The organism is Pseudomonas sp. FDAARGOS_380 (assembly GCF_002591235.1).
Classification (GTDB): Bacteria; Pseudomonadota; Gammaproteobacteria; order Pseudomonadales; family Pseudomonadaceae; genus Aquipseudomonas; species Aquipseudomonas salmasensis.
In genome coordinates this window covers 5,369,627-5,385,106 of record NZ_CP023969.1, presented here as the reverse complement: position 1 = coordinate 5,385,106, position 15,480 = coordinate 5,369,627, and the positions used below count along the sequence as shown (strand labels likewise).

At 59.2% G+C, this 15,480-nt stretch carries 13 protein-coding genes; 6 read left to right on the top strand and 7 right to left on the bottom strand.

What is annotated here, in order from left to right; translation table 11 throughout:
* Window positions 1-44 precede the first annotated feature (44 nt).
* Complete coding sequence (locus tag CRN80_RS25210; RefSeq protein WP_098951736.1) at window positions 45-1,322, top strand: serine/threonine transporter; 1,278 nt, start codon at window positions 45-47, stop codon at window positions 1,320-1,322.
* A 679-nt stretch (window positions 1,323-2,001) separates the two neighbouring features.
* Here CRN80_RS25210 and acnB read toward each other — a convergent pair.
* Window positions 2,002-4,611 (bottom strand): bifunctional aconitate hydratase 2/2-methylisocitrate dehydratase, encoded by a 2,610-nt coding sequence (gene acnB, locus CRN80_RS25200; RefSeq protein WP_032892119.1) that lies wholly within the window; start codon window positions 4,609-4,611, stop codon window positions 2,002-2,004.
* A 395-nt stretch (window positions 4,612-5,006) separates the two neighbouring features.
* On the opposite strand from acnB, the gene CRN80_RS25195 reads away from it, so the two are divergent.
* Window positions 5,007-5,477 (top strand): DUF1289 domain-containing protein, encoded by a 471-nt coding sequence (locus CRN80_RS25195; RefSeq protein WP_032892118.1) that lies wholly within the window; start codon window positions 5,007-5,009, stop codon window positions 5,475-5,477.
* A 127-nt stretch (window positions 5,478-5,604) separates the two neighbouring features.
* Here the strand turns inward: CRN80_RS25195 and CRN80_RS25190 are convergent, their stop codons facing one another.
* Window positions 5,605-6,468, bottom strand: a complete 864-nt coding sequence (locus tag CRN80_RS25190) for a universal stress protein (RefSeq protein WP_098951734.1) — start codon at window positions 6,466-6,468, stop codon at window positions 5,605-5,607.
* Window positions 6,469-6,618: 150 nt separating this feature from the next.
* On the opposite strand from CRN80_RS25190, the gene CRN80_RS25185 reads away from it, so the two are divergent.
* Window positions 6,619-7,221: a tRNA-(ms[2]io[6]A)-hydroxylase gene (locus CRN80_RS25185; protein ID WP_032892116.1), complete on the top strand. Its 603-nt coding sequence runs from the start codon at window positions 6,619-6,621 to the stop codon at window positions 7,219-7,221.
* Here CRN80_RS25185 and CRN80_RS25180 read toward each other — a convergent pair.
* Window positions 7,177-8,376: an MFS transporter gene (locus CRN80_RS25180; protein ID WP_098951732.1), complete on the bottom strand. Its 1,200-nt coding sequence runs from the start codon at window positions 8,374-8,376 to the stop codon at window positions 7,177-7,179. The two genes, CRN80_RS25185 and CRN80_RS25180, sit on opposite strands and share 45 nt — an antisense overlap.
* Window positions 8,377-8,533: 157 nt before the next feature.
* Here CRN80_RS25180 and CRN80_RS25175 point away from each other — a divergent pair, with 157 nt between their 5' ends.
* Window positions 8,534-9,241 (top strand): response regulator, encoded by a 708-nt coding sequence (locus CRN80_RS25175; protein ID WP_032892114.1) that lies wholly within the window; start codon window positions 8,534-8,536, stop codon window positions 9,239-9,241.
* Window positions 9,242-10,519, top strand: coding sequence for an ATP-binding protein (locus tag CRN80_RS25170; protein ID WP_098951730.1), 1,278 nt, complete (start codon window positions 9,242-9,244; stop codon window positions 10,517-10,519).
* A 118-nt stretch (window positions 10,520-10,637) separates the two neighbouring features.
* On the opposite strand, the gene CRN80_RS25165 is transcribed toward CRN80_RS25170, so the two are convergent.
* The 3 genes from CRN80_RS25165 to CRN80_RS25155 all read right to left on the bottom strand — a co-directional run bounded on the left by CRN80_RS25165 (window position 10,638) and on the right by CRN80_RS25155 (window position 12,725).
* Window positions 10,638-11,156 carry an AAA family ATPase gene (locus CRN80_RS25165; protein WP_003190840.1) on the bottom strand — a complete coding sequence of 173 codons (519 nt, stop codon included), beginning with the start codon at window positions 11,154-11,156 and terminating at the stop codon, window positions 10,638-10,640.
* On the bottom strand, window positions 11,153-11,716 hold the full coding sequence (pnuC, locus tag CRN80_RS25160) for a nicotinamide riboside transporter PnuC (protein ID WP_032892112.1): 564 nt from the start codon (window positions 11,714-11,716) through the stop codon (window positions 11,153-11,155). Before pnuC ends, CRN80_RS25165 begins: the two co-directional genes overlap by 4 nt.
* A 139-nt stretch (window positions 11,717-11,855) precedes the next feature.
* Complete coding sequence (locus CRN80_RS25155; protein ID WP_222933217.1) at window positions 11,856-12,725, bottom strand: hypothetical protein; 870 nt, start codon at window positions 12,723-12,725, stop codon at window positions 11,856-11,858.
* Between the two features lie 489 nt (window positions 12,726-13,214).
* Here CRN80_RS25155 and CRN80_RS25150 point away from each other — a divergent pair, with 489 nt between their 5' ends.
* Window positions 13,215-14,162 carry a polyprenyl synthetase family protein gene (locus tag CRN80_RS25150; protein WP_098951728.1) on the top strand — a complete coding sequence of 316 codons (948 nt, stop codon included), beginning with the start codon at window positions 13,215-13,217 and terminating at the stop codon, window positions 14,160-14,162.
* 77 nt (window positions 14,163-14,239) lie between these two features.
* Here the strand turns inward: CRN80_RS25150 and ampC are convergent, their stop codons facing one another.
* Window positions 14,240-15,382 carry a class C beta-lactamase gene (gene ampC / locus CRN80_RS25145; RefSeq protein ID WP_098951726.1) on the bottom strand — a complete coding sequence of 381 codons (1,143 nt, stop codon included), beginning with the start codon at window positions 15,380-15,382 and terminating at the stop codon, window positions 14,240-14,242.
* Window positions 15,383-15,480 lie beyond the last annotated feature (98 nt).

Below are 15,480 nucleotides of genomic sequence, written 5' to 3'. Positions count from 1 at the left end.
TTTTCTGACTCGTGCTGGCCGTGTGAATGCGGAGATCCGACCGGATGAATGATCAGGCCAATAGCGTCGACGAACGCTATGCAACGACACCTGCAACGCTCACAAGCTGGAGCCGCCAGGACACTACCTGGATGCTCGGGCTATTCGGTACCGCCATTGGCGCCGGTACTTTGTTCTTGCCGATCAACGCGGGCCTGGGGGGCTTCTGGCCGTTGGTGATCCTGGCGTTGCTGGCTTTCCCGATGACGTTCTTTGCCCACCGTGGGCTGACCCGTTTCGTGCTGTCCGGCCGTGAAGGTTCCGACATCACCGACGTGGTTGAAGAGCATTTCGGTATCACGGCCGGTGCATTGATCACCTTGCTGTACTTCTTTGCGATCTTCCCCATCCTGCTGATCTACAGCGTGGCGCTGACCAATACCGTCAGCAGCTTCATGGAGCACCAACTGCATATCCTGCCGCCGCCGCGGGCGATCCTGGCGTTTGTGTTGATCCTGGGTCTGCTGGCCGTGGTGCGTTGCGGTGAGCAGGTGATCGTCAAGGCCATGAGCCTGATGGTGTATCCGTTTATTGTCGCCTTGCTGTTCCTGGCGGTGTACCTGGTACCGCACTGGAATGGCGGCATTCTCAGCACCGCGAGCGAAGTGCCGGCACCGTCGGCGTTGCTCAACACGCTGTGGCTGGCGATTCCGGTGATGGTGTTCTCGTTCAACCATTCACCGATCATCTCGGCCTTTGCGGTGGATCAGAAGCGCCAGTACGGTGCCCACGCCGAGGAACGCAGTTCGCAGATTCTGTCCCGCGCGCACTTGCTGATGGTGGCGATGGTGCTGTTCTTTGTGTTCAGTTGCGTGCTGACCCTGTCGCCCGCACAGTTAGCCGAAGCGAAAGCGCAGAACCTGTCGATCCTGTCGTATCTGGCTAACCACTTCGATAACCCGACGATTGCCTTTGCCGCACCGTTGATTGCGTTTGTGGCGATTGCCAAGTCCTTCCTGGGCCACTACATCGGCGCCAGCGAGGGCCTCAAGGGCCTGGTGGTCAAGACTGGCCGCCGTCCGGCGCCCAAGACCCTGGACCGCATGACCGCAGCCTTCATGCTGGTGGTGTGCTGGATCGTCGCCACGCTTAACCCGAGCATCCTCGGCATGATCGAGACCCTGGGTGGGCCGGTGATTGCGTCGATTCTGTTCCTGATGCCGATGTACGCCATCCGCAAGGTGCCGGCCATGGCCAAGTACCGTGGGCAGGCGTCAAATGTGTTTGTGACTGCGGTTGGTTTGGTTGCCATTACGGCGTTGGTGTATTCGCTGGTTGCTTGAGCCCTGATGCGGTCTATCTGACTGAACTTTGTGGGCTGTAGCAGCAGACGGTAACCACGATGCGAAGCGAGCCGCTCTTGATCTTGCTCTTGATCTGCTTTTGATCTTAAGCGCCCCGTTAAACCACGCTGGCCGGAATTCGACAGGGATTTGGGGGGTAAACCGGCAGGGATGCCGGTTTAGCCGCCCCGCGCCATGGATGGCGCGTGGCGGCGGCCCCCCAAATCACTGGCGGATTACGGGCACACCGAGCCCAAGCGAGGTGCCGAGTGGTGGGGCAAGAGCGTTTTGCTTACTTTTGCGCTGTTCAAAAGTGAGCCGCCGTCAGGGCGGAACCCTAAGTGGCCGTTACCTAAATAACGGATATGTACCCGGTCCAACTGTGTTGACTGCCAGGCCGCCTTCGCGAGCAAGCCCGCTCCCACATTAGGATCGCGGGGTGTCAGGTAGATAGGCGCCGGCTGGCAGGCCGTCATCGCAGGCAAGCCAGCTCCCACATTTGGATCGCGTTGCGTCAGTTAGATCAGCATCGTCTGTCAGGCCGTCCCGGGAGCAAGCTCCCTCGCCACAGGGTCCGCAGCTCCCACATTTGTTTTGTGTTGGCCGTAAAGGTTAGTTCCAGGCATAAAAAAACGCCGCGTACCTTGCGATACGCGGCGTTCTTCACATCAACACACCGTTAGGCTTGAATCACCGGGATGTTGGCGCTCGCTGCGATCTTGCGGAACTCAGCGATCTGGTCGAAGTTCAGGTAGCGGTAGACGTCACTGGCCATGGTGTCCAGTTTCGCCGCGTAGCCCATGTACTCTTCGACGGTCGGCAGGCGACCCAGGGTAGAGGCCACGGCCGCCAGCTCAGCCGACGCCAGGTAGACGTTGGCACCATCACCCAGGCGGTTCGGGAAGTTACGCGTCGAGGTCGACACCACGGTGGAGTTTGGCTCAACGCGTGCCTGGTTACCCATGCACAGCGAGCAGCCTGGCATTTCCATGCGTGCGCCAGCCTTGCCGTAGATGCCGTAGTAGCCTTCTTCGGTCAGTTGGTGAGCGTCCATCTTGGTCGGCGGCGACAGCCACAGACGGGTTGGCAGCTGACCCTTGACCTGCTCCAGCAGTTTACCGGCAGCGCGGAAGTGACCGATGTTGGTCATGCACGAACCGATGAACACTTCGTCGATCTTCTCGCCAGCGACGCTGGACAGCAGACGGGCGTCGTCCGGGTCGTTTGGCGCGCAGAGGATCGGCTCGTTGATTTCCGCCAGGTCGATCTCGATGATTTCGGCGTATTCGGCGTCGGCATCGGCTTCCATCAGTTCCGGGTTGGCAACCCAGGCTTCCATCGCTTGGGCGCGACGTTCCAGGGTGCGTGCATCGCCGTAGCCTTCGCCGATCATCCAGCGCAGCAGGGTGATGTTGGAGTTCAGGTATTCGGTGACGGACTCTTTGGACAGCTTGATGGTGCAACCGGCAGCCGAACGTTCAGCCGAGGCGTCGGACAGCTCGAAAGCCTGTTCCAGCGTCAAGTCGTTCAGGCCTTCGATTTCCAGGATGCGGCCAGAGAAGGCGTTCTTCTTGCCTTTCTTCTCTACGGTCAGCAGGCCAGCCTGGATCGCGTAGTAAGGAATGGCATGAACCAGGTCACGCAGGGTGATGCCAGGCTTCATCTTGCCTTTGAAGCGCACCAGAATCGATTCCGGCATGTCCAGTGGCATTACGCCAGTGGCTGCGGCGAACGCGACCAGGCCAGAACCGGCCGGGAACGAGATGCCCATCGGGAAACGGGTGTGGGAGTCGCCACCGGTACCGACGGTGTCCGGCAGCAGCATGCGGTTCAGCCAGCTGTGGATGATGCCGTCGCCTGGACGCAGCGATACACCGCCACGGGTCATGATGAAGTCAGGCAGGGTGTGGTGGGTGGTCACGTCGATCGGCTTCGGGTAAGCCGCGGTGTGGCAGAAGGACTGCATCACCAGGTCGGTCGAGAAGCCCAGGCACGCCAGGTCTTTGAGTTCGTCACGGGTCATTGGGCCGGTGGTGTCCTGGGACCCCACGGTGGTCATCTTCGGCTCGCAGTAAGTGCCTGGACGAACGCCTTTGCCTTCTGGCAGGCCGCAGGCCTTGCCGACCATTTTCTGTGCCAGGGTGAAGCCTTTGCCAGTGTCGACAGGCGCTTCAGGCAGCTTGAACAGGTCGGTTGGGCCCAGGCCCAGCTCAGCGCGTGCCTTGTCGGTCAGGCCACGGCCGATGATCAGCGGGATACGGCCGCCAGCGCGGACTTCGTCCAACAGCACCGGAGTCTTCATTTCGAAGGTGGTCAGGACTTCGTCGGTGCCGTGCTTGCAGACTTTGCCAGCATGCGGGTACAGGTCGATCACGTCGCCCATGTTCATGTTGGTGACGTCGAATTCGATTGGCAGTGCGCCAGCATCTTCCATGGTGTTGTAGAAGATCGGAGCGATCTTGCTGCCGAAGCAGAAACCGCCGGCACGCTTGTTCGGCACGTAAGGCACGTCGTCACCGAAGAACCACAGCACCGAGTTGGTTGCCGATTTACGCGACGAACCGGTACCGACCACGTCGCCCACGTAGGCGATCGGGAAGCCTTGGCCGCGCATCTCTTCGATCTGCTTCATCGGGCCGGTCTTGCCTTGCTCGTCCGGCACGATGCCTTCACGGGCCATTTTCAGCATGGCCAGGGCGTGCAGCGGGATGTCAGGGCGGGACCAGGCATCCGGCGCAGGCGACAGGTCGTCGGTGTTGGTTTCGCCGGTGACCTTGAAGACGCGCAGGCTGATCTTGTCGGCCAGGGTAGGGCGGTTGCGGAACCACTCGCCATCAGCCCAGGACTGGATCACGCCTTTGGCGTGTTCGTTGCCGTTGCGGGCTTTTTCGGCGACGTCGTGGAACGCATCGAACATCAGCAGGGTGTGCTTGAGCTGGGCGGCCGCGACGGGCGCCAGTTCGGCGTCGTCCAGCAGCTCGACCAACGTCACGATGTTGTAGCCGCCTTGCATGGTGCCGAGCAGTTCAACAGCGCGCTTCTTGTCGATCAGGGGGGAAGTGGCTTCGCCCTTGGCCAGGGCAGACAGGAAACCGGCCTTGACGTAAGCGGCTTCGTCAACGCCTGGTGGAATGCGGTTGGTGATCAGGTCAACGAGGAATTCTTCTTCGCCAGCCGGAGGATTTTTCAGCAGCTCGACCAGGCCTGCGGTTTGTTCGGCGTTAAGCGGCTGGGGAACGATACCCAGTGCTGCACGCTCTTCGATATGTTTGCGGTAGGCTTCAAGCACAGTTATTACCCTCATCAGTGGTCCCACGGGACGCTCATCCAGAAATGAACGGCACGCATGCGCTCGGGGGCTTTTTGGGCCACAAAGCCAGCGCTGCCGGCATTCCTTACAGAAGCTGCTTTCAAAGTTTTACGCCTGCAGAACGGAGCTGATGAGGGTTGGCGCGGGCTCTGACCTACCGGGTCGAACCTGCGCCAACACCGTTCTGAAGGAACGACTGTGCTCGTGACGCTTTGAAAACAGCTTCCAGCGGATTATTGGCGCCTTACAAGGCCGGGTGATTCTACGGCAAAAAAAATCTAAAGGTAAGTTGCCTGCTCAAGTTTGCTGGGTGATCAACCTTAGACAAAGGGCTAACATGGCGCACTGTTTCGCGGATTTGCGTGTCGTTGCCCATGCCCAACCAAACCATCAAAACTCCCTGCGTCGGCCTGTGTTCCACGGTCTACGGCGATCTCGTGTGCCGTGGATGCAAGCGTTTCCACCATGAAGTGATCCAGTGGAATGGCTATAACGAAGAGGAAAAACGCGCGGTCTGGCTCAGGCTTGAGCAGCTGTTGGTGCAGGTCATGGCCGGCAAAGTGGAGGTTTTCGACCCTAAGACCCTGCGCGGGCAGTTGGAGCAACGCAAGATTCGCTTTGTGCCGCACCAGTCCGAGTATTGCTGGGCCTACCAGTTGATCGCCCGTGGAGCCCGCGTGATCAATAACCTGGAGGCCTATGGCATGGTGCTGTTGCCGGAGTTTCGCGACTGGGCACTGCCTGAATTGCGCGATGCCATTGATCGCGAGTTTTTTATCTTGTCCGAGGCGCATTACCAGCGCTATATCGCGCCGGGCTTCTTGAAAGATGCGCTGGGTAACTGACGGGCGCGGTCAATGTAGGAGCGAGCTTGCTCGCGAAAAACTTAAAGACGCCGCGTTTATTCAGGAAGCGCGCGTTATCGTTGGCGTTTTTCGCGAGCAAGCTCGCTCCTACAGTTGATCTTCAGGGTCAGGGTTTGGTCGCCAGCTCTTCCAGTTGATCCATGAGCGTCTGCGGTTTTAGCACCAGCACATCGCTTTGCACCGCATCCAGCACCACCTCCGCCGTATTGCCGATCAACGCGCCGGAAATCCCCGTGCGCGCCACCGTGCCGATAATGGTCACCGCCGCCTGTAATTGATGGGCCATATGCGGGATCAGCACATCGGCTGGGCCTTCCTTGATATGCAGGTGACTGTCGTCTACGTCGAACTCAGCCTGGAATGCCTTGCATTGCTCGCGATAGCGCGCCTCGATGGTTTCCTTGAGCTGAAAGGTCGGGTCGGCCGCCGACAGCATGGGCGACGGGTGAGCGCTGATGACATGCAATTTGGCCTTGGCCAGGCTGGCGATATCAAAGCCATGGTCGATGATCGAGTTGTGCAGCGAGCGGTGTTCGCCGTCTGTGTTGCCCACGTCGATGGCCGCCAGGATCACGCCGCCCGCCCAGGGCGTAGCGGTCTTGACCAGCAACACTGGCGTTGGGCAATAGCGCAGCAACTTCCAGTCCGCCGGGGTCAGTAGGGCTTTTTTCAGCGGGCTGTCGGGAAAGTGCTGCTTGATAACCAGGCCGCAGCCTTCGGCTTGCTGCACATCGATGATGGTTTCATGCAGGCTGTCGTTCCACGCTTGCTCGGTGGTGACGCTGTAGCCGTCTTCCGTCAAGCCTTGCTTGAGCAGGCTCAGCAGCGCCGAATGTTCGTGTTTCTTGTCACAGACCAGCAAGTGCAGGTGCGCGTCGGTCACCCCGGCAATCAGCTTGGCACGCTTGAGTGCCAGGCTTTCGGAGTGCTCGGGCTCGATGACCACCAGGATGCTGCGGATGGCTTGCATGGTCGGGATCTCCAAAAAGGGCGGGCGTTGGATAACTATAGTTGCTGGCCGGCAGCCGTCATGTTGATACACATCAAGGCCGGTGGCTGGTGGTCTGCGGCGGGGTCGGTATAATCGGCGCCCTTTAGTGATCCTTTGCCCGTGAGCCCGATGAACCTGCCCGAAATCCATGAATTCCTCGGCTGCCGCACCCCTGATGCCTGGGTACAGGCCGCATTGGCCGATCAGGAAACCCTGCTGATCGACCATAAGAACTGCGAATTCAAAGCCGCCAGCACCGCCTTGAGCCTGATGGCCAAGTACTACGGCCACGTTGACCTGATCAACATGATGTCGCGCCTGGCCCGCGAAGAGTTGGTGCACCACGAGCAGGTCATGCGCCTGATGAAAAAGCGCAAGGTCGAACTGCGTCAACTGCACGCCGGGCGTTATGCCTCGGGCTTGCGCAAGGTGGTGCGCAGCCATGAGCCGGTCAAGCTGGTGGATACCCTGGTGGTAGGCGCCTTTATCGAAGCGCGCAGTTGCGAACGTTTCGAAGCACTGGTGCCGCATTTGGACGAAGAACTCGGCAAGTTCTACTTCGGCTTGCTCAAGAGCGAGGCGCGGCACTTCCAGGGTTACTTGAAGCTGGCTTACCAGTACGGCGACGCCAAGGACATCGCTCAGGTGATCGAGCGGGTGCGGGCCACCGAGCAGGACCTGATCGAATCACCCGACGTCGAGTTCCGCTTTCACAGTGGCGTGCCAGCCTGAGGCCACGGCCACACCGATCAAGGCGGTGATCCCCGCCAGCAGCAGGATCACCGTTGGCGTGCCCAAAGGCGCTGCCAGCACGGCAATCATCAAGCCCGCCAAGGGCTGGGCGAGGTTGTTGAGCAAGGTCATCACGCCGACTGTCTTGCCGAAGTCCTGCACTGGGATCACCCGTTGGCGGGTGCTGCGAAGATACACGTTGAACATCTTGTCGAAGCCGCTCACCAGCAGGAAGCCCACCGCGTAGGCCCATACGCCGGGGCTGAGTGCGGTGATCAGCGCGCCGACGGTGATCATCGAATACGACAACCCGCCCAGCACCTTCAGCTTCAGTGATGAGCGCGCCAGGTAGAACAGAATAGCGATGGTCACCAGCGCCCCGGCGGCTTGCAGCAGGGCATAGGCGTCTTTGCCCGCTGCATAGTGGCCGGTGACCATGGCGGCCGAGGTGGCCAGCGTCACCCCGACTATCAGGTTCACACCGACTGCCAGGACGATGATGCGCTTCAACTCCACCCGGCTGAAGATGTGGCCGAAGGCGGTGCGCAGGGGTTGCAGCCAGATCCCCGGGTGCTGTTGGTGTATTTCCAGGGTCACCGTGGTGTTGCGCCGCCAGATCAGCATTGCCAGGTCTGCCAGTACAAACAGCACGGCCACCCCCAGCACCACCCAAGGCCACGCCCAGACTTCCAGCATCAGCGCCGCCACCAACGGGCCGAGCACCAGGCCACTCTGGTCGGCGATTTGCGAATAGGACAAGGTCTTGGCGTAGGTGTACTGCCCGAAGATATGCGGCATCACCACTTCCCGCGCCATGATGCCCTGGGTGGTCAATACGCCGCACAACGCAGACAGCATCACCAGCCAATGGATGCCGTCGAACAGCCCATAGCACGCCATCGCCACCACACATGCCAAGGCCCGATACACCTGGCTGATATGCAGGATACGCACCGGTGAAAACCTGTCGCACAGCGCACCGCATACCGGAAACGCCAGGTAACGCGGCAGCGACTCGACAAAAAACGCCAGCCCCGCCCACGACACGCTTTGAGTGGTCTGGAACACGATCAGGGGCACGATAAACAGCAATACCTGGTCGGCCAGCCGTGACAGGAACAGCGAAATGAAGAACGCCAGGTAATCCTTACGCATGGAACTCCCTGTCAATGGCGTTAAAAAGTGCAGGCTATTTGTTAAAAACTCTTAAAAGCATGAAGCTTCTTCGCTGGGTGCTGGCCAGCGGCTTCTGTCGGCCAGCTTGCCACCTATAATGGCCCTTTTTCAATCCGCGCATCCACACTGAGAACTTATGGAAAACCTGGGTCTGGGCAAGGTCCTGCTCGTTGAGGACGATGAAAAGCTGGCAGCGCTGGTCTCGCATTTTTTGTCGCAACATGGGTTCGAGGTTCGGGTGGTGCATCGGGGCGATGAAGCCCTGGCGGCGTTCGTGGATTTCAAGCCGAAGATCGTCGTGCTCGATCTGATGCTGCCGGGGCAGAGTGGGCTGCATGTCTGTCGCGAGATTCGCAACGTGTCGGACACGCCCATCGTAATCCTCACCGCCAAGGAAGATGACCTGGACCATATCCTTGGCCTTGAGTCCGGTGCTGACGATTACGTGATCAAGCCGATCAAACCGCCGGTGTTACTGGCGCGCCTGCGTGCGTTGCAGCGCCGCCAGGTGCCCGAGCCCACGGTGCGCGGCGCTCTGGAGTTTGGCCGTTTGTCGATTGATCGCAGTTGCCGGGTAGTGCGTCTGGGCGACGAAACCATTGACCTCACCACCATGGAGTTCGAGTTGCTGTGGTTGCTGGCCAGCAGCTCGGGCAAGGTTCTGTCCCGTGACGATATCCTCAACCGCATGCGCGGCATTGCCTTTGATGGGCTGAACCGCAGCGTAGACGTGTACATCAGCAAACTGCGCGGCAAGCTCAATGACAACCCCCGCGAGCCGGTGTGCATCAAGACCATCTGGGGCAAGGGTTACCTGTTCAATCCGTTCGCGTGGGAGGTGTAGATGCTGCGTTTGTATCTGCGCCTCTATTTGATTCTCGCGCTCGGCCTCGCCGGGTCGATCTGGCTGGTGAACTTCGGCCTGGACACCTACATGCCCGAGTCCAACGAGACCTACAACCGTGAAGCCCTGCGCGGCCCGGCGTGGGCCCTGGTGGAACAGCTGCGCCCCGTGCCGGCAGAGGCGCGCCAGGCACGCCTGGACGAACTGCAGCCGCATTACGGCTTGCGGCTTAAACTGGTGCAACGCGACAACCAGCAGTTGAGCGAGCGCGAGCAGAAACTCCTGGCGGCTGGTCAGGTGGTGGTGCGCGAAGACTTCATGAAATTTCTCGCACCTATCGACGACGGCCCACAACTACTCGAAATCAAACTGCCGGAAGAACCCAAGTGGTTGTACCTGTGGGCCTACGGCTTCCTGGGCGTGAGCCTGGCCATTGTCCTGTATTTCTGGGTGCGCCCACACTGGCGCGACCTGGAGCACATTCGCCTCGCGGCGCAACGTTTCGGTGACAACGACCTGGGCTCGCGCATCTTGCTGCCGAGCCGTTCCACCGTGCGTTCCCTGGCCGGGCATTTCAACCAGATGGCCGAGCGCATTGAGGGTTTGATCGCCAACCAGCGCGAACTCACCAACGCGGTGTCCCATGAATTGCGCACGCCGATTGCGCGGTTGTCATTCGAGCTTGATCAACTCAGACAGCAGAGCGACCCACGGCAAAGCCGAGCGTTGATCAACGACATGTACGCCGACCTCGGTGAGCTGGAAGAAATGGTCTCCGAACTATTGACCTACGCAAGCCTGGAGCCAGGCGCCACCCAGGTCACCCGCGAGCATATCGAGGCCCACAGTTGGCTCGACAGTGTTATAGGCGCCGTGGCCCTGGAGGCCGAGGCGCAAGGGGTGCAGCTGTCGTTGCGCACCTGCGAGGTGGACGTTATCCAGATCGAGCCACGCTTTATGGCGCGGGCCGTGATCAACCTGCTGCGCAACGCCATTCGTTATGCCGACCACCGTGTGGAAGTGTCGCTGGTCAAGTTTGGCAGCGGTTACGAAGTGCGGGTCAACGACGATGGGCCGGGGGTGCCGCTGGAGGGCCGCACCAAGATATTCGAACCCTTCCTGCGCCTTGACACCAGCCGCGACCGCCGCACGGGCGGGTTTGGCCTGGGCCTGGCGCTGGTCAAGCGTGTCAGCCAGTGGCATGGCGGGCAAGTTGAGGTGCTGGATTCGGAATGGGGCGGGGCGTCGTTTCGGATGACGTGGGCATATGCCGAGTAGAGGGGCTTGCCCCAAATGCCAACTGTAGGAGCGAGCTCGCTCGCGAAAAACGCACAGGCGCCGCGTTTATCCAGAAAACACCCGTTATCGTTGACGTTTTTCGCGAGCAAGCTCGCTCCTACAGCAACTGCGTTACCGCGGCAAACGCCGCCTGGCGCCGTTGTTCCCAGCCCCCGCGAATCACCACCAGTGGCTGTTGGTGCTGCTGCATCCATTCCAGACTGGCCTGGAAAAACGCCTGCCTATCCGCCAGTTCCGGCTGGCAGCGCTGGCCGTCGGCACTCCATTCCACGTCTTCGGGGGAGAGCAGCAGGTGCAGGTCGTAATGCCGCGCCAGGAGTTCGTCATCCAGCCAGCCGGGGTAGTCGCCGAACAGGGTCTGGCTCCAGAGCCTGTTGGTGAGCAGGTGGGTGTCGAGGATCAGCAACGCGGGGCGTTTGGCGCGGGCGGCGTCCTCCCAGGCCAACTGGCCTTGGGCAATGGCCGGGATATCCGCCAGGGTGGTGTCGCGCTGATGCTGATCGATGAAGTAGCGCACATATTCCCCTACCATCAACCCGCCGAAGTGCGCGTGCAACTGCGCCGCCAGCCAGCTCTTGCCGCTGGATTCGGGGCCTGCCAATACCACCACCTTCATGCGCGCAACGCCGGGTCGGCGCGCCACTCGCGCCAGCCTTGCACGGCAATCACGGTAAACAGTGCGTAGAGCGCGGCGGTGAGGTAGAGGCCTTTGTAAAGGAACAGGCCGACGAAGATCACGTCCACCACGATCCACAAGGCCCAGCACTGCACACGTTTTTGCGCCATCCACATTTGCGCCACCAGGCTGAAACCGGTGAGCGCGGCGTCGAGCCAAGGCTGGGCGGCGTCGGTCCAGTGGGCCATGGCGGCGCCCAGCAGCAGACTGCCGACGGCACCCACAGCCAGGCTGGCCATGATTGCCGGTGCTTTCAGGCTGGTGACCTGGCGGCCTTGCTTGACCTCGCCAGCGCGGGTCCACTGCCACCAGCCATACACCTGCAAGGCCGCATAGACCACTTGCAGGAGCATGTCGGAGTAGAGCTTGACCTCAAAGAACACCCAAGTGTAGAGCAGCACCATCACCAAGCCGATGGGCCAGCACCAGGGGTTTTGTTTGACCGTCAGCCAAACGGCGATCACCCCCAGGGCGGCGGCAAACAGTTCAAGCCCGGACATGGCGGATCCTTGGAGGAGTGGGAGAGGGCGGTGATTGTACCTAGAGGCCACCGAACCTCAAACACCGCAGGACAAACGCGCACGTGGGCTTGCTCCATGCGCGCGGCGATGCTGTGGCTGGGGATGTAAGCGCAGCCGGTTATTGACCCTTGAAGCGCAGTTCCCGATACCGCGGTACGGCCAGATGCCAGGCAATGTTGCCGCGCCATTGGTTATGCAGGGCTTGAGCACAGGTCATTGCCTGTTCTTGAGCTCGCGTGTCGTAGCCCAGCGCATCCAGGCGTTTGGGCAACTCGGCTTGCGCCATTGCGAAGCTTTTCGCCCATTGTTCAATCCGCTGTGACACCTCGGCTGCGGCCTGCAGCGCCGATTGGCCCTGGGTGTGCCTGAGGTGAGTCAGTAGGTTGTAGATGTCTTCATCAGGGTTTTCCATGATCTGAAAAGACAACAAATCGTTAACTGCCTTGAAGAGTTTCAAAGCCAGGTTTCGCAGGTCTTGCCAGGGGTGGCTGTAGTAAAGCGAGGACGATAATTGAATGTTCTGCACCAGGTAGGTGAACTCCAGACAGACTTGAAAACCGCCGGCGTTTTGCCACAGAGCCTCATAACCTTTTACCCCCGGCTGCGTGTTATGAAGGCGATGCATCAGCGCGGTGGTGCAAGGAACCAGGTAGGTCAAGTATTGCTCGGCCACTCGCTGCTGCCAGAGCGAGGGCATCAAGCGTGACGCGCGTCGCATGATGTCTGTGAGTGCATTGGCCAACGGTTCTCGGGGTGTGCTCGCGCGCGTGAACGCTCTTGCGTAGACACCTCGAATCTGGCGTTCGAGAGCTTCGGGGTCATTGCAGTCTTCGTCGGCGAGATCGTCCTGGCAACTGAACCACCCCACCAGATCAGACAGAATGAGTAATAACTCAAGTGGCGCGTCACTCCACATATAACCGGCATACAGACCGGGAATGTAGATGTCCAATTGATGGGCTGCGCGGGATGTTTGTTCCAGCCCCATATTCTTGAGCCATTGGCGTGTGTGCTGCTGAGCCTCTTGCGCAAAGGGGCTCAAAGGATAAGTCGCCGTCTCAAGCCATCGGGGTAAATGAAAGGGGCCGATGGGCTGTTGGACATCAAGGCGTGGTGAAGAGGGCGAGGTTTTTTCCCGCGAGCCTGATCGCGCTGACATACGATGTAACCTGTAACGTTAGAGTGCGTCGATAAGTAGCAAGACAAGTTATAGCACTCAGTGTTGTAGCGTCTGGTGCGCTTTCAATAGGGATTTGGAATCGATGCGCTGAACCTTATGAATAAATAAACTGTGTTTTTGCGCGCCGTGGAATGTTGTGTCCTTGTGCCTCTTAAAAAAATGGCTAACCTTCTCAGAAGGTTAATGATGATCACGTAAAGCGGTGGCCTGCGCAGGGTTGAAGGTCTTTTACACGTGAAGAACGTAGAAGACAGTGAGTGTTGAGGCGCTCACGCGGTCAACAACGAGGCCTATGAGATGAACCCTTTCTGCTCGTCATTCGATGACACTTGGTACTTAAACGCCAGGGCCCAGTGGTCTGAGCCTTTTGCTTATCAAGAGCGTTTCCCCGGTAAAGCCGTAAGAACAGAACTCATGTGGGCACTCTCGGTGTTGTACGGCTTGCCTTCTGTCCAGACTCACACCCTCTGCGCGGCCATCGAAAAGATGAATCTTTCCTCATTGATTCATGACGATTTACTGGATGGTGATACGGTGCGCCGTGGTGTTCCAACGGTATGGAAGCAATACGGTGCAGAGGTTGCTCTGGTGTCGGGGATGTATGGGTACCTGGAAGGTCTTCAACTCCTGACTAAGCTCAATGACTTGAATGTTGTGCGGGCGGGTATAGAAAGCCTTGAACGTCTGCATGTTGGGCAATACCTCGACGCCAAAGCAAGTGCAGGTGACACATTGCCCACCTTGGAAGACTATGGCTGTATTGCACAGGCTAATACCGGCTGTTTTTTTGTGTTTCTGTTAAAGGCTTGCCAATGTCTGAAACCGTTGGAAGCGCAGACCTATGTTCTGCTTGAACGGATGCTGCTGTTGATGGGCATCTATTATCGTTACGTCAACGACTATTGCGATATCAATCATATTCCGCACTTTGAAAAAAAAGGATTCGCCATGGATTTGGAAGGTGGGCCAAAGTCGTTCCTGATGATCTTGGCAGGCAAGGCACTGGTCAAGGGCGCGCTCACTTCAGATCAAAAAAAACAGATTATTCGAGAATATGGAGACGCAGGCGTATTTGACGCTGCCCTGGCGTTGATGGAAGAAACCTATGGGCAGCTATTGCGCTTTGCAGACGCTATAAAGCGGCGAAACCGCACTGTCAGCATTCACGCATTAAAGGGGTTTTTACGCAGCATTCATTTCCAACCTGAGCCCGTTGACAATTATTACGCAACGCTACTCAGGTAACGCCCTCCGGTGTGTCGCACCAGTCACTGAAGGTCGCGGTCAGAGGTGGCCGCGACAGTCGGAGACCCTGTCGTGGTTTATTGATCCATCGTGCTCAAAATTTCATAAGCCAACTTTACCCGCTCGGCATTCGGGTAGTTCTTGTTCGCCAGGATCACCACACCCATGTCCTTGCTTGGCACAAACGCCACATAGGCGCCAAAACCGCCGGTGGAGCCGGTTTTGTTGTAGAGCACGTTGGCAGGCTGCGCCTGGGCGGGTTTGAGCCAGTTAACCTTGTGCGGCTCCATCGCCATCGGTGTGGAGTTGCCCTCAAGCAACGCTGGCAGCGCGATGGGGTAGGGGTAGCGTTCCCAGCCCAGGCCCTGGGTCATGCCGTTGACGGTGTAGTAGCCGGCGTGAGTGGTGGCAATGGCCTGCTGCACTGGTTGCTCCAGGGTTTGCGGGTGCATGTTCGCGATCACGTAGCGGGCCAGGTCCTGGCTGCTGCTTTTGAGGCCGTAGGCTTCGAAGTCCAAGGCGCCGGGGTTGACGCGAACCGGTTTCTGCTGGCTGTCATAGCCCTGGGCGTATTGGCCGGCCTTGTCGGCAGGCACGCGGGTATAGGTGTTGGTCAAGCCCAGCTTGGGCAGCAGGGTTTTTTCCATGGCGACGGTGAACGGCAGGCCCAGGCTTTTTGCGGTCACGTAACCGAACAGGCCAATGCTGGGGTTGGAATACAGGCGTTGTTCCCCCGGCGCATAGGTGGGTTTCCAATGCTGGAAATAATCCATCATGGTGGTTGCACTGTCGGCGGCATCCGGAAACTGCAGCGTCAGGCCGCCGGGGGTATAGGTCGCCAGTTGCAGCAGGCTGATGCGATCGAACGCGCTGCCAGCCAGCACCGGCAGGTGTTGGCTGGTCATGTCCGACAGCTTGAGCTTGCCGATAGCCTGGGCATACCCGCCGAGGGTGGCGTTGAAGGTTTTGCTCACTGAGCCGATTTCGAACAGGGTGTTTTCGGTGACGGGTGCCTGAGTGTCCTTGGCAGCGACGCCGTAATTAAAGTATTGCACCTTGCCGTGTTGGACGACCGCGACCGTCAGGCCGGCGATGCCTTGCTGTTTCATCAGAGGGGTGACGTGGCTGTCCACGACCTGGCGCATATCGGTGGCGGCCATGCAGCTGCCGGCCCCAAGCAATAAGGCTGAGATCGCATATTTTTTTAGGGTGTGTTTCATGCTTCGCTTCCATGTAAGTAAAGGCAATGACGATCGGAGCCTGCGCAGGCGTGGCAAATGTAGGTGGATTTCCCAGAGCGGGCAAACGATGATATCTC

Bases quoted from the DNA above. Each gene is read 5' to 3' on its own strand.
- CRN80_RS25210 (WP_098951736.1), top strand. From the start codon at position 45: ATGAATGATCAGGCCAATAGCGTCGACGAACGCTATGCAACGACACCT.
- CRN80_RS25150 (WP_098951728.1), top strand. From the start codon at position 13,215: ATGAACCCTTTCTGCTCGTCATTCGATGACACTTGGTACTTAAACGCC.
- CRN80_RS25195 (WP_032892118.1), top strand. From the start codon at position 5,007: ATGCCCAACCAAACCATCAAAACTCCCTGCGTCGGCCTGTGTTCCACG.
- pnuC (WP_032892112.1), bottom strand. From the start codon at position 11,716: ATGTCCGGGCTTGAACTGTTTGCCGCCGCCCTGGGGGTGATCGCCGTT.
- ampC (WP_098951726.1), bottom strand. From the start codon at position 15,382: ATGAAACACACCCTAAAAAAATATGCGATCTCAGCCTTATTGCTTGGG.
- CRN80_RS25155 (WP_222933217.1), bottom strand. From the start codon at position 12,725: ATGGGGCTGGAACAAACATCCCGCGCAGCCCATCAATTGGACATCTAC.
- CRN80_RS25180 (WP_098951732.1), bottom strand. From the start codon at position 8,376: ATGCGTAAGGATTACCTGGCGTTCTTCATTTCGCTGTTCCTGTCACGG.
- CRN80_RS25190 (WP_098951734.1), bottom strand. From the start codon at position 6,468: ATGCAAGCCATCCGCAGCATCCTGGTGGTCATCGAGCCCGAGCACTCC.
- CRN80_RS25185 (WP_032892116.1), top strand. From the start codon at position 6,619: ATGAACCTGCCCGAAATCCATGAATTCCTCGGCTGCCGCACCCCTGAT.
- CRN80_RS25175 (WP_032892114.1), top strand. From the start codon at position 8,534: ATGGAAAACCTGGGTCTGGGCAAGGTCCTGCTCGTTGAGGACGATGAA.
- CRN80_RS25165 (WP_003190840.1), bottom strand. From the start codon at position 11,156: ATGAAGGTGGTGGTATTGGCAGGCCCCGAATCCAGCGGCAAGAGCTGG.
- CRN80_RS25170 (WP_098951730.1), top strand. From the start codon at position 9,242: ATGCTGCGTTTGTATCTGCGCCTCTATTTGATTCTCGCGCTCGGCCTC.